Source organism: Peribacillus cavernae (genome assembly GCF_003989135.1).
Classification (GTDB): Bacteria; Bacillota; Bacilli; order Bacillales; family DSM-1321; genus Peribacillus; species Peribacillus cavernae.
Map to the genome: position 1 here is coordinate 185658 of NZ_RYZZ01000007.1, position 19400 is coordinate 205057.

A 19400-nucleotide genomic window follows, 5' to 3' on the forward strand; every position below is an offset into this window, starting at 1 on the left:
ACACGTTATGTGTCCTTTTATTCTTATAGGATATCTAGCTCTACGATTAAAGCAAGCAATAGCTGAAGTAATAGCTGGATGTTGGTGGCTACCTGTGCATCAGTAGTTCTGATATCGATATTCCTGGAGTTTTCTACGATCGTTTTTTGACGCGTGATTTGTGTGATCCTAGAAGACTGCATCAATTCCTGAGTAATTCTTTCTGCTCTATCGCCGTCAGCGATAGAAATGCTGATGACTACCACGATTGCCGCTTGAAGGGCTGCCTGTAAGGACAGGGCCGCTTTCACGTCAGTAGAATCGATCTCTACGTCGCAGGAATCTTTAATATAAATCAGTTCCTCAGACAATTGATACTCCGAGTTTTTTTGCTCAGCTTCTTGCTCTACATCATTATCTTCGTCCCCGCAATAAGCTGACATTGGGTGATTTGAACTTGCATCCAAAGCAGACCATTTTCTTTCTTGTTGATCAAAATTGCTTCTATAAACATCTTGATTCATATTAATCCTCCTTTAAGATTATTCCCTATTAAAGTATGCTGGCCGAGAAACTATGTTTGGACGAATTTCTCATTCCAAACGTCTATTTTTTCTTTTTATGGCTAAATTAAGTTTATTGATATGCGTAGTTTTTTCGGGACTCTCAACCAACTCATCATCGTTGCCCTCATAGACATTTGTCAGCGGGTTTACGTCGTCTTCTGTAATCTTGTTTGTTTTGCCGAAGAATTCCTCTGATTGTTTCTGGAGAAAATCAATCGTGCTCTTCAAATTGTTCTTTTCTTTGTCTGAAAGATCGGATGTTTTACCGTTTTTGACGCCATGCTTTCGCAGTGTGCGGGAAACCAGTAATTCCATTAGCTTTCTCTGCGATTCTTCCATGTCAAAATGTTTATCGCTCAACATTATCCCTCCTTTGTTCTTCTTATATAGACTATGAGTATCAAGGCGAATTGCCATAGGGTAAAAGTGGAATTTTTCAATCAGGATATTCTTAGTTGGAACCTCGGGGTATGGAGAGGGAGACAAAAAGCCCTGCAACTGCGGTTATGAACCTGCAATGTCAGGGTTTTCTTTTAAAGGATAAGCATTCCTAATGTGTACTGATGTCTAACGCAAGCAGCCTAGCCCTTCGAGGGGCTAGGCTGCTTGAGCTTTTCTTTTTTATATTTCTTTTATCATCGTTTTGTGTGGGATGCCTGCATCGAGGAATTCACCGGAAACAGTCTGATAGCCCAATTTCTCATAAAAAGGAATCGCGTGTGTCTGTGCATTCAGCTTTAATCTCGTAATGTCTCTTGAGGCTGCGAATGTCTGAATGGCGTCCATGATGCGTATACCAGACCCTTTTTGGCGTGCAGATGATAACACACAAATACGCTCCACCTTTCCAATACCGTCGAGAATACGAAAACGGCCAGCTCCAATTGGAGAGTGGACATCGTCATATAAGACAAAATGAGTTGATTCATGTTCATGCTTATCAATTTCTTCTTCAACAGGAACATTTTGCTCGTCGATGAAAACCTTAGTACGAACTAAATAAGCATCCTCGCGTTCCTCTTTGGTAGCAACGATTTTAACGTTCACAATCCTTATTCATCTCCTAAAATGAATGTTTCATATACAGTCCAGGAACCATTTTCAAGCTGATACAGCAGGTGAAAACGATTCACCTTCTCTTCCTGTGTTACATTCGACATTGTCAGCTGACTAAATACATCAGAGTGTTCATCATCTGAAAGCTGCTGTCCAATCGTGATATGGGGGACAAAAGAATATTCAGCATCTGCCTCGAGAAGCACCTTGCTATTAAGAGCCTCATTAAGCTGTTCAAGCTCCGGCGTCAATTCCACCTTGAAATAAATCGTATTATTTACAGGCTGAAAGGAGCTTACTTTAAGGACTTTCAGTGTAAAAGGATTGGAATTCGAAGCGATCTGTTCTAACATTTCAACAATTGTCTTAATTTCTGTGTCAGTAGCTTCAAATGGCCCCTTAATCGTAAGATGTGGAGGAATAAGGGCATAATGAGGATCATACCGTTTTCGATACGAATTTGCTTTATCTTGAAGCTCTTTTGAAGGAAAAATGGCCACACCATATTTCATATTGCTACCTCCTGTATAAAGAATTCGGTTAAAAATGTGTAGATACATAATTATAACAAAATTTTCAGAAAAAGCGTTAACTATTGGAAAATTTTGATCAAGTTCAAAAAATTTCCTTCAAAGCCCGTTTTACATCGGGCTGCCAGTTTTTCCATGTATGGTTTCCATCGAATTCATCGTAAAAATAGGAAAAACCTTTTTGTTTAAACAATCCGCTGAGCCTGCGGTTGGGCTCAATAAAGTTTTTTTTCTTTCCATCAGTTGTCGGTACTTCGGTTTCCTGCTTTCCAATCACATGATACAGCTCAAGCAAGTGCGGATGTTCAAATTCTTTCACGGCTTGTTCGACAACATCATTCACAAAAGGGGATTGCAGGATGCATTTCCCAAATGTATTTGGATATTGCAAAGCGGTCAACAGGGAAACTGTAGCCCCAAGCGAGTCCCCGATTAAAGCCCTTCCCTTTCCCATATGGTAGGTTGGGAATTCTTTATCTATAAATGGAACAAGCTCATGGGCCAAAAAACGTATGTAGGCAGCCTGCTTTTCACCCGAAGGATGGTATTTATTCCACCGGTCGTGAACATCACGATATGGGACGCCGACAATGATAATATTTTCAATTTCCTGCTGGTAAATCAGTTCGTCAGTAACTCTTCCGATACGGCCAAGCTGAAAATAATCGCGGCCATCCTGGGCAATGGCAACAGAATATTTATATAGGGGGGAGAAATTCGCCGGCAGATAAACTAACAATTCAAGTTCTTCCCCCAACTCGTTGCTTGTAAACGTATATTCCTTTATCGTTCCTTTTGGTATACTCATCGTTTCACACCCCGATATGAATAGTGTAGGAATTACTTGTTTATTCTAGCATAGGACGGGGTGTCTTTTCCTGTTGGGTGATTTTTTTAAGCGGAAGTCCGCTTGCATGGAAAGCAAAGACACCGTTGATGAACAGTGAATTATTTTCTCGATGGTTGAAAGCGGCAGGGGATTTTAGAAGATGATATGCTGAAGGTGTTGGGATCCATTAGTGATTACCCTATTTGCTCATAGCGGGACTGGATTAAACGTGCAGACAGAATATTTGAGATTTTAAAGGTGCGTTTTGTCTGGCGAAGAAGGCAGAAGGCCCGAATATTATTCTCATGTATTTCAAGGACCGAGATCCTTCTCTGTGAGATCAATCCTTTTTCAGAAAGATAAATGATTTCGAGCGGTGTTCCTTCTTCCAGGTTTTTCAGCAGCATGGTTTTCATGTCCACGTTCTCCTTTACTTATTTTATATATGTATTATATGCGAACATTCATTCTTTATGCAAACAAAAAGAACATGCGTTCCTGTTATTGGATAAAAAAACGGTCCCAACAGAATGGAACCGTTTTGCTCTATCAACTTATAGTCAGGATGTAGAGGAGCCAGTTATTTCTTCATCCAGTATTCTTTCCAATGCTTCTTTTGTATGCAACCCTTGAACGCGGCGGTTTCCGATAAAGAATGTCGGAACGGCTGTAATCTGGGCATCATAGTACGCATGCTTTAGTGCCTGCTTATGATTTTGTTCGTATTTGCGCTCTGATAAGGCTTTCTTGAACTCAGTTCCATCCAGTCCGACCGAAGCAGCAATATCGGACAATACATCGATGCTGCCAATATTCTGGCTTTGCTCCCAGAATGCCTTCAGGACGGCTTCCACATATTCATTTCCCTTGCCGTTTTCCTTGGCAAAACGAAAACCTTCATGTGCCAGGTGGGTATGCGGGGTCGGGTCAGCCTCAGGCATCATCATTTTCACACCAAACCGCTCTGCCAGAGGGGCAATCGATTGTCTCCAGCCCTGCTGGAATTTTGCATCTTTTGGTGATAGAGTCTCTGCTGGATACGGACGCAGTTCAAACGGCATCCATTCAATTTCAACATCTCTTTCTTTTATCGCTTCTTTTAGCGGAGCCTCCGCTATATAACAGAATGGTCAAACATAATCTGAATAGATACGGACTTTCAATGTCATTTTTTTACTCCTCCTTTTTTCTGTATTAGTTTATCAACATTAGGATAGGAAATACGAACAAAATGCTTGGAAAAGTGTTTTAGCTTTTAGCTGACTTGTTTTTGGTGGTTCTGCAATTTCAACTATTTTGTATATCGACAGCTGGTGTGGCTATTCTGAAATGATTTTTAAAACGGGAACAATAAAATAGGTGTTGACTTTTTTTGGACAAAACATATAATTAAATATGTACTTAGCAAGCTTGTTATAAAAAGTACACAATTATATACGATCCGATAGTTCAGCGGGAGAATACATCCTTGACAGGGATGGGGTCGGGGGTTCGAATCCCTCTCGGATCATAGGGTTGGAGGTGCATTTCTTGAAAGAGGAATGTACCTCTTTTTAACTACAATCGATTTTTCAGTAGACGACTGAATCGCTGCCAAGGCTGGTAGTGGAAGGAAGATGAAGACATGAGTGTATCTCTCTAATCAAACCTATGATCTTCTTATAACTATAACAGAAGGATAAATGTTTTCCCTCTTAATAAACAAATTTTCTTTAGAAAAAAGTAATTATTCCTATCTATAACAAAATTCATAGGGTATCATATTGCTCAAACAGAGGGGGAGTTTTATGTTCAAAAATGGCAATGTGACCGTAATGGTAAGAGATGTAAATAAGGCAGTCCAATTTTATGTAGAAACGCTGGGATTGAAGTTAGAATACCAGGTGGATGGACATTGGGCCCAGGTCCAGGCTCCGGGATTGACATTAGGGTTACACCCCATAGGAGAGAACGGATCCCAACTAGAAAAATCAGACAACCTATCCATTGGATTTGAACCTGAGAATTTCGATACTTCACTTGAAACTCTGCGAGCAAGAGGTGTTGTTTTCGCTCCTATAATGGAAGACAAGGCAACCCGGATCGCGCCTTTCTATGACCTAGACGGTAATTCACTTTACTTGGTTCAGGTCAAACCTGAGTCAGGTGCACCTAATATGTAACTTCAAAGCATGTAGCCCTGAAAAAAAGATTGATCAAAATGAGATGGTCTCTATTTTGATCAATCTTTTTTTTAATGGCTGAACTTTTTCTAAAGGTAAGCCATTTCTACTCCCTTTTGAACATAGTTCATTTAACATAGGAACGGTCAATCTTCAGCTTCTCCTAAACTGGATGTTTAAGCAAGTTTTATAAATTCATGTCGTTTTTCTATACGTTTATCAATCTTTTCTAAAGCTTGTTTATCATTAAGTAATTCTTTTTTATTCTCTTGTACTAATTCTTCTAATGATTTTGTTATCCTCCGACGCATGATCGCACTCCTTAGTTTTTATTTAACATTTTGTTTCTGAAAATGCTTTATATTTTAAATTATAAGATAATTTTAGTGTGAGCAGGGTTTAAAATATTGACAGTTTTATGACTATTTTAATTACATTTCAACAAATCTACCAAGTTTTACCACAAATGCTGTTCCACACAGTTAAAGAATAAGCCTCTTATTTCGGGAGACTTATCGTTTCTATGATTATAGGGGGGCTGGTGTTACTATCACACCAGTTCCTCCGCGTATTGAATAAGCGGCAGCCGAATATAGAAGGATGTCCCTTTGCCTTCCTCGCTTTCAGCCCAGATTTCTCCTTTATGGTAAGTGATGATTTCCTTACAAATGGAAAGGCCGAGGCCGTGGCCTGCTTCGGTTGAATATTTGCTTGTTTTGGTGTAATTCCGATCAAATATAAGCAGCAGTTCCTCAGCTGGAATGCCGGAGCCGGTGTCCCGGATGCTGATGACTGCTTGTTCCGGATTATCGCTACCCGCAAGCGTGAGACATATTTCACCGAATTTTGTATGTTTTATTGCATTGGTTATAAGATTGGAGAAAACCTGCTCCATCCGATCAAGGTCAATTTCTACCATGGGTGACACGCCATTAGCAGGATCAAGCTGATTTTCAAATTTGAAAGTTAAGCCGCTTTTAGCTATGTCATATTCATATTTACGGTACATATAGCCTGCTAACCGGTCGACAGGAATGAAATCCATCGAAAAGCTGATTTGTCCTGTTTCCAGTTGTGACAATTCAAATAAATCATGGATCAGCAAATGTAAATCATTAATGCGGTCAAGGCTTTTTGTCAAATAATAGTCTTTCTGAGCTTCTGTGTTAATCATTCCATCCGAAATTGCTTCGATATAGCCCTTTACGGAAGCAATGGGTGCACGCAAGTCATGGGAAATATTTGATAAAAAGTGGCGGCGTGATTGTTCGGCTCGCTCCATCTTTTGGTTCAATTCTTCTAAGTGATGATTAGCTTCTTTCAGCTCAGCTGTACGTTTCACAACTTTAGACTCCAGCTTTTCGTATAGGTAGGCATTTTCAATCGAGATAGCAGCTTGGGTCGAAAGGAATGTGAGGAATTTAATTTTTCCTTCTGTAAAAGCATGAGTCGCTTTATTATTCTCCAGATAAAGAATCCCGTTTAGGCTTCCTTTATGTAAAATGGGCAGACATAAAAGTGATCTCTGCTTTTTGGATATGACATAGCTGTCTTCCGTGAACATTCCGATTGATGCAGCATCATCCAGCACGACCACTTCTTTACTGGTTTCAACGTAATCGACAATTTTTTCAGAAATGAGTCCGGTTCCTTTAATCGTCCGATGTTTCCAAACAGTTGCTTCAGTCTCGTCCAAACTTTTATGCTCACCGATGACCAATTGATTGTCTCTTGTGTATAGGAGAAAACCTCTGTCTGCTCCGCCATACTCCATTGTGATATGCATCAGTTTGTTCAACAATTTTTCAAGAATAATTTCTTTCGAGATGCTTTGGGTTGCCTTTAAGGCAGCGTTAATGTCAAAAAACGAATCGGTTTCTTGCTGGGATGCCAGTAGTCCTGTAACTGCTTCTGTCTCGATAAGGGAATTCTTTTCTTCAAGTAATTGCTGTGCTTTTGCGTTAGCTCCCCATGTACGATATGTTTTATAGGATTCAGCCATATAGGCGTTGGCGAGTTTGGTATATCCTTTGGCAGCATAGTGTCTTGCTGCACATTCATTGATAATGGCGGCATCTTGTAGAAAACCGTTCTTTTCTGCATAGTGGATGCTTTCATCATAAAATGGAAGAATGGAGCGTTCATCCTTATTCAGCCGTGCGATTTCAGCTTTCAACAGCAAATATTTATGCAAGTAATTTTCCGGCGCTAATTCCGCCCATTTTTTCATTTTCTTTGTGTACTGGGTTAGCCTTTTTCTAATCTCTCTTTTTTCTCGATCTGTAACAGCGTCGTCATAAAAACGGGAAAGCCAGAGTGCATGATAAAAATAATATTCCGGGGCAATCACGAGCGTTAAGCGTTTATTGACAAGCGGTGCCAGCGATTGAAGCAGCTCTTTGGCATAGTCTTTTTTATAGAACAAATAGGCCATTTGCAGCCTTAGCGTGTAGTGGATGATTTTCGCTGAATCATCGTCAAGGACAGGCTCAAATTCCCATGTGCGAACTGTATTGGCTCCGCTAAGAAACTGGAGCCATTGACGAAGTTCGTTGAGAAATCCTTTAGAAATTGGATACTGGATTTGATTGATAAATTGAAGCTGGTTCTTAATCCCTTCCAGTGTGTCCATGATAGGAGTACCTTTCATAAATAAGGTAATCACGATAAAAGAACTGTTTGCTCCAGCAAGATGAATATTGCCGGAATCTAAACAATAACGCTGCGATTTTTCCAAATAGGCTAGATTTCCACTGAGAGAATTTCTCCAATGGTTCACAAAGCTTCCATAAACAAACTGGACCCGGCCTTTGATACTTACAACTCCAAATCGTTCTGAAAGGTCGATTGCAAGATTGCCAAACTCATAACTTCCTTTAAAGTCGCTAAAACCGGCGCTTAAAATAAGTGAATAGTTATTGAATACCAACGCGCTGATTTCTGTTATGCCATATTTCAGTGTGGATCTTAGTGCTCTCAGCATCAGCAAAGTAGCCAGGTTTTGATCCACATGGTAGGTAGGGGCATTCATATTGATAAGCGTCTGCAAGATTAGCTTTTGGTCTTTGTCGGTCATTTCTGGAAGAGCGTAAAGGTCTACTTTGCTTTTTCCGTAAAGTGCTATTCGCACCAATGCCAATTCCCGTATGATCGTCGCCTTGCCAGGATTTTCACTCAAATTGATTCCAAAAAGCTCCAATCCTGCAATCCCTGATTTCACGGCCTCTTTTACCCTGTGTACATGCGTATAGAGAGTGATTTTCAAGTTATAGATAGCCAGTTTTTCGTATACGGATTGCGAATGAAGAAGAATATTGTTAAATGTATTCTCCGCATCGTTAAACCTGCTGGTTAAGTATTGGCATTCCCCGAGGCCTTTCATCATGCGAAATGTCAGGTGATAAGAGTCTTTCCAGTTCGCGCCTGCCAATTCATAGGCTGTTCCGAAGTATTTCAATGATTCTTGGAAGGCGGCAGAAGCTTTTGCTTTCTCGCCCGCGCTGACATTCCATTCTGTCAACAGCAATATTTCCTGCTGAGTTAAATGGCTGCGGCTTGCATTTAAATGGTTAACGATGGTAAATAACTGATCATCAATATTGTCGCTAAACTTCACCAGAAGGCGGCCAATTGTTAAATGGGCAAGCTCTTGCTCCTCTTTTGTCATAGTGGAGTAAACAGCCTGCTGGACCCTGTCATGAAGAAATGTGTAAGCCGGTGGCTCGTTTTCGAGAAGACGACTTTCTTCATCGGGATAAATCCATTTATACATCACGTCATTCGGAAGGATTAAGCCTGCTTCAAGAGCTGCCCATAAATCCGCGGCTGTTTCTTTATAGTTTTTCTCAGAAATAATCGATAATGTTTTTAAATCAAATAGATTTCCAATACAGGAGGCAAGCCTCAGCACTTGCTGCGTCGGTTCAGGCAGCATCAGTATTCTTTCGACCATAAAATTGACGATGTTCTCTTTGACAGGTTTTTCGGTTATATGTGTGAGTTCAACAATCCATCTATCTTTATCAGGATGCAACACGATATGGCCGTCTTCATAATACGATTGAAGCAGCTGCTTCATAAAAAAGGGGTTTCCCTGTGTGATCCGGTGCATAAATACAGATATCTGCTCTACTTTTTCCCCGTTGTCCAAAAGTGAATCTTGGAGCCATTCATGAATCGTCTCCTTTTGCAAGTTTTGGAGGGGGATATCGGCTACTGGGACATTTGCTTCCCGAATCTTTTGGATGGTTTTTAAAAATGGATGGTTCACACCTACTTCATTATCCCGGTATGCTCCAATCACCATCATGTACCTGCTGTTTGCCTGGGTAAGCAAATATTCTATCATCTCCAATGAAGAAACATCAGCCCACTGCAGGTCATCTAGAAACAAAACGAGTGGATGTTCCTTGGAAGCAAAGACATTAATAAACTTTTGAAAAGTAAATAGGAACCGTTTTTGGGAATCAACAGATGTAACTTCATCAAGGGAATGTTCTCCCAACAGCCATTCTAGTTCAGGAATGATAGAAGTGATCACCGCGGTGTTACCTGTTAATTCTTTTTCAAGCAGGGCTTTCCATCGCTGAATTTGTTCCGGACTCTCCGTCATAATCTGCCGTATTAAAGACTGAAAGGCAGTGAGAATCGGGGCATATGGTACTTGCCTTTGCAGTTGATCAAATTTGCCGGAAATAAAATACCCTTTTTCGCGAACAAGCGGTTTATGAATTTTATTAACAAGGGCTGTTTTGCCAATCCCGGAATGGCCAGGGATGAGCACTATCCCTAACTCGCCTTTAGCGGCCAGGTTAAAAACAGATTTGATTTTGTTTATTTCATCTTCACGTCCATATAGTTTACGGGCTGTTTCAAAAACGATCTTTTTATCCTTCAGGCCTATTAAAAATGCTTCCACCTTTCCGAATGCTTGAAGCTGATTCAGACAATTCAATAGATCCTCTCTTACACCAAATGCACTGTTATATCTGTATTCGGGTGATTTGGACAGCAGTTTCATTATAATAGCCGAAACGGTTTCCGGGAGGTCTTTTCGAATGTCTCCCGGATTCTGCGGTGTCTTGGCAAGATGTGCATGGACAAGCTGAATAGGATCTTTGCTGGTAAATGGAAGAATTCCAGTAAACAGCTGGTAGAGCGTAACACCAAGAGAGTATAGGTCTGTTCGATAATCCAATGAACGGTTCATCCGGCCCGTTTGCTCAGGAGAGATATAGGCTAAATGGCCATCGATCGAATTTGACCCGATATGTGCCGGGTAATTTTCTTGTTTCAGAGAGGTTGCGTGGTTGAAACCTGTTATTTTGATGCTGAAAGTTTTCGGATTGATCAAGATATTTTCAGGATTCATATTTTTATGTATCACTTGTTGTTGATGAATGAGGGAAAGAGCTGTAGCGAGATTCGCCGCGATTGTCAAAGAGTCAATAACATTTCCTTGATACGATGCAAGCAGTTCGCCGAGTGTAACACACTGAAAATATTCAAACACTAAATAGGGGACATTTAAATGCTTCACGATTGTAAGCGGCTGAAGAATGGAGTCTGCGTGCAGCTTTGCACCCACATGGAATTCGTGAATGGCGGAAGCAGCTTCATGTACGGTCAAATCTTTTGTTTTTAACACTTTTATCAGGACCATCTTGTTCATTACGGTTGAATACGCTTTATAAAAGAGGCAGGTTTCATTTTCTGTCTCTAAGTTAATCAGCTTGTAGCCCGGCAAGAATATTCGATCATCCACTAGATTCACCTACTTGTTTAGAGAAACTTAAGTATGACTTTAACAGAACTTTAACTTGGCGAATTATAATGTAACCATGTTAATTATTTTTATATGGAGGGGCATAGAGAATGAAAAAAGGCGAAAAGGTTGTTGAACATGTTCAAACAATTGAGCAATATAAGGAATGGATGTCCTTAATCTTAGAAGCAAAACAGCTTGGGCTAACAGCAAATGAAATCAGGGGATTTTTCGAGAACTGCGAAAAAAGGTCTAGGAAACATTAAATTTATATCCCAGTCCTCGTACTGTAGAGATATACATAGGTTTTGCCGGATCGATTTCGATTTTCTTTCGCAGGTTGCTTATATGAACCATCACTGTCCGATAATCACCTAGACTATCTTCTCCCCAAATAACATCAAAAATTTGTTCTACACTATAAACCCTGTTCGGATTTTCGGCTAGAAAACACAAAAGCAGGAACTCTTTCGTCGATAATGTCACCGGCTTGCCTTTCTTTTTCACAACACAGCTTTCTTTTTCAATTTCCAGGTCTTTAAATGATATTACGCTATTTCTGAGGATATTGCTCTGAGCCTCTTCCTGATCCCGATAACGCCGCAAATGTGCTTTCACCTTTGCTACTAGAAGACGAGGACTGAAGGGCTTTGTGATATAATCATCTCCTCCGATCCGGTGGCCAAGAATCTGCTCAAAATCATCTTCCCTCGCGCTCAAAAATAGGATGGGAGCCTTTGTTGTTTTTCGCAGAATTTGACATACTTCAAACCCATCAATACCTGGTAGGGAAACATCCAAAATGATTAGATCTGGTTTATGTTCTTCTGCGAGTCTAATAGCTGATGGCCCGTCTCCAGCAAACAAGAGGTGAAACCCTTCTCTTTCCAGATATAGCTTTTGAATTTCCTGAACGCTCTCGTCGTCGTCGACAAGCAATACTTTCTCCTCGGCCATGATGAACTCCTTTCTAACAACCATCTGCTACTTAAGTATCCAGTTAGTATAGTCCCTGGATTAACCATGAAAATTAGTTCTTATTCTACAATGAGAGGCCAGTCTTACATAGAGATCTTTCACATTATATCTAAGTTGAAATAACCAGTTCCTATTTCGGTTAAAGTTTTGTCGTCTCTTTCTCATTTTGGAGTCTCTTTTTTTTTTTGGCGTCTGTTTTTCTGTTTTGTCGTCACTTTTCTCATTTTGTCGTCACTTTTAATTCCAAGTATTGACCGATTTGTGTTAGATGCAATTCTTAATCTCCACTTATATAGTACCATTTTTTGGTCAAATGGCACTATGAAAAGGGAAAATATTCTTTTTGAACAAGAAGACTCGATTATTTCTGCTAAAACAGCAATGAAAGTCAAATAGATCCAACAGTAGTTCAGCAACAAAAGTCAGGAAGCTTGCCGACAGTATCGAAATTTTGCAATATACTTATTTTTAGCAACTAAATACAGAAATGTAGCAACAATTTTCGAATATAACTCTTCTTTTGCATAAGTGAATGATCTGCTTGCTGCTGTTATTTGACTGGTTTCTCTCTTCTTGTAAAATAGGAGATATTGCCTTATGAAAAGGAGGAAACTTTATGGTGCGTTTCGGTATTGTCGGTACCAATTGGATAACAGAAAAATTTCTGGATGGCGCTAGTCTTGTTGAAGATTTTTCATTGAATGCCGTCTATTCACGAACAAGTGATAAGGCAGAAGAGTTTGCTAAAAAATATGGTGTAGAAAATACGTTTACTGATTTAGAGAGTATGGCAAAGAGCGATTTGATCGATGCGGTTTATATTGCCAGTCCCAATTCTCTGCATTCTGAACAGGCTCAAGCGTTTTTGCGAAATAAAAAGCATGTACTGTGTGAGAAGCCGATTGCTTCCAATAGCAGTGAATTAAAGCAAATGATTTATACAGCACAAGAACATGGTGTGTTACTGATGGAGGCAATGAAATCCACAGTCCTTCCGAATTTTCAGCGTGTTCAAGAAAACTTACATAAAATCGGGAAGGTACGCAGATACTTTGCCAACTACTGTCAATATTCCTCCCGTTATGATGCTTATAAAGAAGGAACAGTGCTCAATGCATTCAAACCTGAATTTTCAAACGGGGCACTGATGGATATCGGCATTTACTCTATCTACCCGCTTGTCGTTTTATTCGGAAGACCAACGCAAGTTCAAGCAAATGGCTTTATGCTTGAATCCGGAGTCGATGGTGAGGGAAGTGTCCTCCTTACATACGAAGACATGGAAGCGGTAGTCATGTATTCAAAAATAACAGACTCCAGCCTTCCATCCGAAATCCAGGGAGAGTCGGGAAATATCAGAATTGACAGGATTTCCACCCAGGAAATAGTTGAAATCATCAGCCGGGATGGCTCGATAGAAGATATTTCTGCAGAGCAGGTTAGTAACGCCATGTACTATGAAGCAAGAGAATTTGTTGATTTAATTCTGGCAGGGAAAATTGAGTCGGATAAAAATACTTATGAGAATTCGTTGATTGTGGTGGAAATATTGGACGAGGTACGGAAACAAATCGGGGTTGTTTTTCCGAGTGATGGTATCTAATACGGAGTTACTTTCCTTCATAACCAAATAAGTTTCTCATATCAAGCAACTTATTAGACATCCTATCCTTATAGGAGTATAAGATAAAGTTAACCTTAAAATATGACGATGGAAGGGTTGCACTGTGCCACTAAAGATAAAAGTCTACTCAGATTATGTGTGTCCGTTCTGTTTCCTGGCAGAAGAGCCATTAAAAGAGGCGGTAAAAGGGAAAGATGTAGAAATTGAGTGGATGCCGTTTGAACTTCGCCCGTTCCCTAATGAAACATTGCGCTTTGAAGGAGACTATCTGCAAACCACCTGGAAGCAATCCGTCTACCCGATGGCGGAAAGGCTTGGTGTGGACATCGTTTTGCCGAACGTGTCGCCGCAGCCTTATACTCATCTGGCGTTTGAAGGGTTTCAATATGCGAAGGAAAAGGGTAAAGCGAGCGTTTACAATGACCGGATGCTGCGTGCCTTTTTCCAGGAAGAAAAAAATATCGGCGACATCGCTGTGCTCACTGAACTGGCAGCGGAAATTGGATTGGAACAAGATGAATTTAAGCACATTTTAGAAACAAGAAAATATAAAGAAGTTCATCAGAAGGCACTCGAGCATGCCTATAATGAAGCGGAAATTCAGGCCGTTCCAACCTTTATAATCGGGGACACCAAGACGGCAGGAATTCTCTCTAAAGAAAAATTGGAAAAAATTATTGAAGATGAACTTGAGAAACAAAAGCAGGATGAATTTCCCGAAGGACTTGTCTGCGGAGTTGACGGTTTCTGCTAAGAAACAGGATCATGTATACCTAACCTAATGGAGGAAGCAACGATGAGATGTAAAATAAACCGGAACGCTGCAAAGGAACTAAAAAAGATGTTGAGCACCGAGGAAGCAGAAGGAAAAATGATTAGGGTTTTTGTTACCATTAATCATGTAGACCATGCTCACTATGACTTGAAATTGGATACCCCGACGGAAAATGATGAAGTTGTTTCAACAGACAAGGACATCGATATTATCCTCGAAAAACATGAAAATTTTCTGGATGGAGTCTGGATTAAATATTTCTACGTCGGAGAACAGCCAGGATTTGAAATAACAAATCCATCCAAAGAAAACCATAGCCATAATCATTAATTCGCCAGCCAGGATGGGTAAAAATAGCCTTCCTGGCTGTTTCTTTTTTTTTGACCAGCCGGTTAAACTTTGCTATCGTAAAAATATACCAAGTGGAAGGGTGATGGATATATGGCTGAGCAATTCAAAGCATTGATTGTTGAAAAAACTGATAACGATTTTTCCGTTAACATCAAAGACCTTACATTAAATGAACTGCCCGAAGGTGATGTAGTCATTAAGGTGTCTTATTCCAGTATCAACTACAAAGATGGGCTGGCTTCGATTCCCGATGGCAACATTGTGAGATCCTATCCAATGGTACCCGGCATTGATTTAGCGGGGGTTGTTGTTTCCTCAACAGATTCCCGATTCCGTGAAGGGGATGAAGTCATTGCGACAAGCTATGAAATAGGTGTCTCCCATTACGGCGGCTATAGTGGATATGCCCGTATTCCGGCTGATTGGATCGTTCCCCTTCCCGAAGGATTGACTTTAAAGGAAGCAATGGTTTACGGAACGGCAGGTTTCACGGCCGCATTATCGGTTCAGCAATTGGAAGATGCCGGCCTGACACCTGAAAAAGGAAAGGTGCTTGTAACCGGAGCGACCGGAGGGGTAGGAAGCATAGCGGTGGCAATGCTGGCAAAAAGAGGCTACCACGTTGTCGCAAGCACAGGCAAAGAAACTGAGCATGACTATCTACATAAAATCGGCGCAAAAGAAGTCCTTTCCCGTGAAGACGTATACAGCGGAAAACTTAGAGTGCTGGATAAGCAGCTTTATGCAGCTGCAGTAGATCCAGTAGGCGGCGAAACGCTGGCAGCGGTTTTAAGCAAAATCAATTATGGCGGATCGGTTGCTGTAAGCGGTTTAACCGGCGGTACCTCCGTGCCGACTTCTGTATTCCCATTCATCCTCCGCAGCGTCAACCTGCTCGGTGTCGATTCTGTAAACTGCCCGATGGAAGTGCGGGAGCCGCTATGGAGCCGTATGGCAACAGACTTAAAACCCGATAACCTTTTGGAGGATATTCGGAAGGAAATGATCCTGGAAGAGCTGCCTGAAGCCTTGCCTGTTATTTTAAAAGGAGAGGCGATAGGGAGAATGATTGTGAGGATTGGCGGAGAGTAATATAAAAGAAAGACTTTTGCTTTGACAAGGTAGAGGTCGCTGGTTCATCCCAGTCTAAATCATTAATTCAGAAAGAGCAGAAGCCCTTTATCTATAAAGGGCTTCGCTCTTTTTTTGATGTGGCATTAATTAAAAGACAACACCAAAAATAAATGGTTTGTCAGAGGGCAATCATCCGATTAAAAAGCGCTTGGATCAAAATATCCAGGCGTATTTTTTTGTTTATATTCAGTCGCTTCCAATGATTTTAAAAAAGTTTTATACATGCTCCTTTTTGGATTTTTTTACATAATATGGATGAAGGCAGTTACGATCTTTACATAAATAATGCTCTTTTCGGAAAACTAACCCAAATCACATTTCTTCTGTATCCACAAGTAAATGTCGAAAAAAATTGAATGATGGATATTATCATTGACAAAAATCATTGAATTCATCATTATAAAAGGAAATATACCAATTAAACCAATAGGATTTTTTATAATGAGGTGAATGCATGTATTTGACGATAGATGGGGTTGAAAAGAGCTTTGTAAATGAAAGCAAAGAGAGAGTACTAGTACTAGATGATATTAATATAGATGTTGAAAAAGGGGGCTTTGTCTCGATAGTTGGGCCATCAGGCTGCGGGAAGTCAACGCTGCTTTACTTAATTGCCGGACTTGATAAAGTGGATAAGGGAGAAATCCGGATCGCCGGAAATGAGGTGAAGAAGCCCGGGCCGGACCGTGTTGTGGTTTTCCAGGAAGCAGGATTATTTCCGTGGTTAACTGTTCTCGAAAATGTTACGTATGGTTTGAAATTAAAGAAAATGCCTAAAGAACAAGCAAAGGCAAAGGCGCTGGAGATTTTAAAAATGGTTCACCTCAGTCGTTATGTCGATGCCTATCCACATCAGCTCTCCGGAGGCATGAAGCAGAGGGTAGCGATTGCAAGAGCCCTGGTGATGGAACCTGACATCCTGTTAATGGACGAACCTTTTTCCGCACTTGATGAACAAACGAGAATGGTATTGCACAAAGAACTGCTGGAAATTTGGAGAAAAACAAAAGTAACGATCTTTTTTGTCACCCATAATATCCGGGAAGCCGTTCTTTTGTCGGAACAGGTAATTGTCTTTGCAACCCGCCCCGGAAAAATCAAGGAGACGATTTCCATACCTTCAATGAAAAATGGTGTGATGCCGGACAGTGTTACCTTGAATACCGAGCAAAGGATTCTGTCCATTTTGCAGGAGGAAATTGAAAAAGTACTGAAGGAGGAAATGGGAGATGATTACAGCTTTGAGACGAATCATATTCATCGGAATGATAGCGGTGATATGGGAAGTAACATCTAGACTTTCCGGCCTTCCAGAGTTCATGTTTCCCAGCCTGACTCATGTGTTAGAAACACTGTTTAATGGCCTGATTAGCGGACAAATAACAGAGGCTATTGCAAAAAGCATTGGCCGTATTCTGCTTGGATTTACGATTGCCATTATTATAGGTCTTATTTTAGGCTATTTCATCTGGCGTTATAAGCTTGTTGAAGATACCCTTGGATTTGTCGTAACGGCTCTGCAGTCGATTCCAAGTATTGTCTGGTTTCCGTTAGCGATCATTTGGTTTGGGTTAAACGATTTTTCCATTCTATTTATCGTCACAATCGGGGCTACCTGGACTATGACAGTAAATGCAACGAGCGGGTTCAAAAATGTTCCGCAGTTGTATCAACGGGTTGCAAAAACATATGGATCAAGCGGGTTTCACTTTTTACGTACCGTTATTCTACCAGCATCCGTTCCACAAATTATTTCCGGTTTGCGAATAGCGTGGGCCTTTTCTTGGCGTGCATTGATGGCTGGTGAATTGCTTGGCGGAGGTGGAGGTCTCGGTCAGCTTTTGGAAATGGGCAGATCGCTCGGACAAATGGATCTTGTTATTTCGGTGATGATCATCATTGCGGTCATTGGAACGATTGTGGATAATGTAGTATTCTCCCGTTTAGAACGCAATGTCCAAGTTAAATGGGGAATTCAGCGATAATGAAAGGCCAGGAAAACTTTCTAAGTTTTCAAAGAAAACGACAACAGAATAAGGAGAGAAAAATCATGCTAAAAAAGCCTATGTTTTCACTTTTGATTTCCGTATTATTTATCGGAATATTAAGCGGATGTGCGCAATCGGGAGGAGATGAAGGGAACGGTTCTGGAGAAAAAACGGTGAAAATTGGATACTTTCCCAATTTAACGCATAGCGCAACAATCGTTGCACTTGAAAAAGGCTATTTTAAAGAGGAATTTGACAAAGATGTGAAGATTGAAACGAAAACAGTAAGCAATGGCGGATTATTTATGGAAGCGATGGCTACAAAAGCGATTGATGTCGGCACGGTCGGACCGGGTCCGCTGCTTAACTTTTACGTTAAAAATCCAGAATACCACCTTATCTCTGGAGCTGTAAACGGCGGTGCGGTTCTTGTAGCAAGTAAAGCCAGCAACATTAAAAACTTAGCAGATTTAGATGGTAAAAAAGTCACCATTCCGGTAATCGGGAGCACCCAGGATGTCATGCTGAGAAAAGCGCTTAAAGACGTTGATTTAAAACCTAAAACAAACGGCGGAACAGTAGATTTGTATGCAGCAGCACCAGCTGATACTGCCTCTCTTTTCGTCCAAAAATCAGTCGATGCCGCTGCTACCCAGGAACCATGGGGCTATGTACTTGAAAATCAGGCAGACGGGAAGTTGTTGTTAGACTGGGATAAATTTGCATGGGGGAAAGAATCAACAAATACGGTAGTAGCAGCTAGAGAGGATTTTCTAAAAAAGGGAGATCTTGCGAAGTCCTATTTGCGTGCCCATAAGAAAGCAGTTGACTTTATCCAGAATAACCCCGAAGAAAGCCAGGATATCGTTATTAAGCACCTCAAGGAACTGACCGGAAAAGAATTAAACAAAGACGAAGTTACAGCTGCGTTTTCGCGCTTAAAAGTAACAACAGATGTCAATGAGCAAGTGATCCAGGAAATGGCCGATATAAGCAAAGACGCAAAGTATATTCCGAGTAATGATATCAAGGGGTTAATTAATCTAGAACTTCTTAAAGAAGCTTCGAAGTAACAGCCTTCTTTTGAAATTGTGAAAAGCTAAAATACTTAGCAGAAGAAACCATCTTACGCTTTTTAAAGATGGTTTTCTTTGGTAGAGTAATACGGTTCACCTAGGCGCTTGAGCTGTTCTTCGTTCATGCCCACCCCTTTGTCTGAGATACTAATAATAATATTTGAAGATGTATCCATAGTTAGGATTGATAGTTCCCCTCCAGAAGGCATAGCTTCAATACAATTTTTGAAGATGAATTTGAAGGAAGAATAATAGTACTAATAATAAAGAAAGATTTAATAGCAATTGCTTCGTCATTTCCATGTTTTCCACCACCGATAATATCTGTTTACATATTTTATACCAAAAATAATAAATGTGCATTTCATTTCTGAGTCGCTTTTTTTTGATTTTATAAACTGTAAATATTAGAATTACAGTACTTCTTGAAGGAGACCATGACTTGATTATGATCATTTTATTCAGGAGAAACCTATCTATTTTGCAGATTGATTGAAAGCCATATTCGGCTGTTTTGATTGACATGAGAATATTTCTCTAGTATTATTAATCTATAATATTATTCCTTTAAGGGGAGTAGCTTTTACA

20 protein-coding genes and 1 tRNA gene are annotated in these 19400 nt (G+C 40.4%); 10 read left to right on the forward strand and 11 right to left on the reverse strand.

Annotated elements, in window-relative coordinates; genetic code table 11:
* Positions 1 to 23: 23 nt before the first annotated feature.
* The 7 genes from ELQ35_RS07020 to ELQ35_RS07050 form a co-directional block, all read right to left on the reverse strand.
* Complete coding sequence (locus ELQ35_RS07020) at positions 24 to 503, reverse strand: spore coat protein (RefSeq protein WP_126864119.1); 480 nt, start codon at positions 501 to 503, stop codon at positions 24 to 26.
* 69 nt (positions 504 to 572) lie between these two features.
* Positions 573 to 905, reverse strand: coding sequence for a hypothetical protein (locus tag ELQ35_RS07025; protein WP_126864120.1), 333 nt, complete (start codon positions 903 to 905; stop codon positions 573 to 575).
* Positions 906 to 1166: 261 nt separating this feature from the next.
* Positions 1167 to 1592, reverse strand: a complete 426-nt coding sequence (locus ELQ35_RS07030; protein ID WP_126864121.1) for a GNAT family N-acetyltransferase — start codon at positions 1590 to 1592, stop codon at positions 1167 to 1169.
* A gap of 5 nt (positions 1593 to 1597) precedes the next feature.
* Complete coding sequence (locus ELQ35_RS07035) at positions 1598 to 2113, reverse strand: YjcG family protein (RefSeq protein WP_126864122.1); 516 nt, start codon at positions 2111 to 2113, stop codon at positions 1598 to 1600.
* 103 nt (positions 2114 to 2216) lie between these two features.
* Complete coding sequence (locus tag ELQ35_RS07040; protein ID WP_126864123.1) at positions 2217 to 2939, reverse strand: alpha/beta hydrolase; 723 nt, start codon at positions 2937 to 2939, stop codon at positions 2217 to 2219.
* A gap of 215 nt (positions 2940 to 3154) precedes the next feature.
* The gene (locus tag ELQ35_RS07045) at positions 3155 to 3376 is read right to left on the reverse strand and encodes a hypothetical protein (protein WP_126864124.1); all 222 of its coding nucleotides are present in this window, start codon (positions 3374 to 3376) and stop codon (positions 3155 to 3157) included.
* A gap of 144 nt (positions 3377 to 3520) precedes the next feature.
* A complete protein-coding gene (locus tag ELQ35_RS07050; RefSeq protein ID WP_126864125.1) occupies positions 3521 to 4129 on the reverse strand; it encodes a DsbA family oxidoreductase in 609 nt (202 codons plus the stop codon).
* 269 nt (positions 4130 to 4398) lie between these two features.
* Here ELQ35_RS07050 and ELQ35_RS07055 point away from each other — a divergent pair.
* Both ELQ35_RS07055 and ELQ35_RS07060 read left to right on the forward strand, forming a co-directional pair.
* Positions 4399 to 4470: transfer RNA gene (locus tag ELQ35_RS07055), tRNA-Val, on the forward strand.
* A 277-nt stretch (positions 4471 to 4747) separates the two neighbouring features.
* Positions 4748 to 5122, forward strand: coding sequence for a VOC family protein (locus tag ELQ35_RS07060; protein ID WP_126864126.1), 375 nt, complete (start codon positions 4748 to 4750; stop codon positions 5120 to 5122).
* Positions 5123 to 5298: 176 nt separating this feature from the next.
* Here the strand turns inward: ELQ35_RS07060 and ELQ35_RS07065 are convergent, their stop codons facing one another.
* Both ELQ35_RS07065 and ELQ35_RS07070 read right to left on the reverse strand, forming a co-directional pair.
* Entirely contained in the window at positions 5299 to 5433 is a 135-nt protein-coding gene (locus ELQ35_RS07065) for an FbpB family small basic protein (RefSeq protein ID WP_126864127.1), read from the reverse strand.
* A 239-nt stretch (positions 5434 to 5672) separates the two neighbouring features.
* Positions 5673 to 10886 carry an ATP-binding sensor histidine kinase gene (locus tag ELQ35_RS07070; protein WP_126864128.1) on the reverse strand — a complete coding sequence of 1738 codons (5214 nt, stop codon included), beginning with the start codon at positions 10884 to 10886 and terminating at the stop codon, positions 5673 to 5675.
* A 110-nt stretch (positions 10887 to 10996) separates the two neighbouring features.
* Here ELQ35_RS07070 and ELQ35_RS07075 point away from each other — a divergent pair, with 110 nt between their 5' ends.
* Positions 10997 to 11152: an anti-repressor SinI family protein gene (locus ELQ35_RS07075; protein WP_126864129.1), complete on the forward strand. Its 156-nt coding sequence runs from the start codon at positions 10997 to 10999 to the stop codon at positions 11150 to 11152.
* On the opposite strand, the gene ELQ35_RS07080 is transcribed toward ELQ35_RS07075, so the two are convergent.
* Positions 11139 to 11843 carry a response regulator transcription factor gene (locus ELQ35_RS07080; protein ID WP_126864130.1) on the reverse strand — a complete coding sequence of 235 codons (705 nt, stop codon included), beginning with the start codon at positions 11841 to 11843 and terminating at the stop codon, positions 11139 to 11141. The two genes, ELQ35_RS07075 and ELQ35_RS07080, sit on opposite strands and share 14 nt — an antisense overlap.
* 637 nt (positions 11844 to 12480) lie before the next feature.
* Here ELQ35_RS07080 and ELQ35_RS07085 point away from each other — a divergent pair.
* From ELQ35_RS07085 to ELQ35_RS07115, 7 genes are all read left to right on the forward strand, one after another.
* Positions 12481 to 13467 (forward strand): Gfo/Idh/MocA family protein, encoded by a 987-nt coding sequence (locus ELQ35_RS07085; protein ID WP_126864131.1) that lies wholly within the window; start codon positions 12481 to 12483, stop codon positions 13465 to 13467.
* Positions 13468 to 13591: 124 nt separating this feature from the next.
* Positions 13592 to 14242 carry a DsbA family oxidoreductase gene (locus ELQ35_RS07090; protein ID WP_126864132.1) on the forward strand — a complete coding sequence of 217 codons (651 nt, stop codon included), beginning with the start codon at positions 13592 to 13594 and terminating at the stop codon, positions 14240 to 14242.
* A gap of 42 nt (positions 14243 to 14284) precedes the next feature.
* Positions 14285 to 14593 carry an iron-sulfur cluster assembly accessory protein gene (locus tag ELQ35_RS07095; protein ID WP_126864133.1) on the forward strand — a complete coding sequence of 103 codons (309 nt, stop codon included), beginning with the start codon at positions 14285 to 14287 and terminating at the stop codon, positions 14591 to 14593.
* 111 nt (positions 14594 to 14704) lie between these two features.
* On the forward strand, positions 14705 to 15706 hold the full coding sequence (locus tag ELQ35_RS07100) for an NADPH:quinone oxidoreductase family protein (RefSeq protein WP_126864134.1): 1002 nt from the start codon (positions 14705 to 14707) through the stop codon (positions 15704 to 15706).
* Between the two features lie 496 nt (positions 15707 to 16202).
* On the forward strand, positions 16203 to 17045 hold the full coding sequence (locus tag ELQ35_RS07105; protein ID WP_126864135.1) for an ABC transporter ATP-binding protein: 843 nt from the start codon (positions 16203 to 16205) through the stop codon (positions 17043 to 17045).
* Positions 16978 to 17733 (forward strand): ABC transporter permease, encoded by a 756-nt coding sequence (locus ELQ35_RS07110; protein ID WP_126864136.1) that lies wholly within the window; start codon positions 16978 to 16980, stop codon positions 17731 to 17733. The genes ELQ35_RS07105 and ELQ35_RS07110 overlap by 68 nt, the downstream gene beginning before the upstream one ends.
* A gap of 65 nt (positions 17734 to 17798) precedes the next feature.
* A complete protein-coding gene (locus tag ELQ35_RS07115) occupies positions 17799 to 18809 on the forward strand; it encodes an aliphatic sulfonate ABC transporter substrate-binding protein (protein ID WP_126864137.1) in 1011 nt (336 codons plus the stop codon).
* A gap of 62 nt (positions 18810 to 18871) precedes the next feature.
* Here the strand turns inward: ELQ35_RS07115 and ELQ35_RS07120 are convergent, their stop codons facing one another.
* Positions 18872 to 19045 carry an ATP-binding protein gene (locus ELQ35_RS07120; RefSeq protein WP_281278112.1) on the reverse strand — a complete coding sequence of 58 codons (174 nt, stop codon included), beginning with the start codon at positions 19043 to 19045 and terminating at the stop codon, positions 18872 to 18874.
* Positions 19046 to 19400 lie beyond the last annotated feature (355 nt).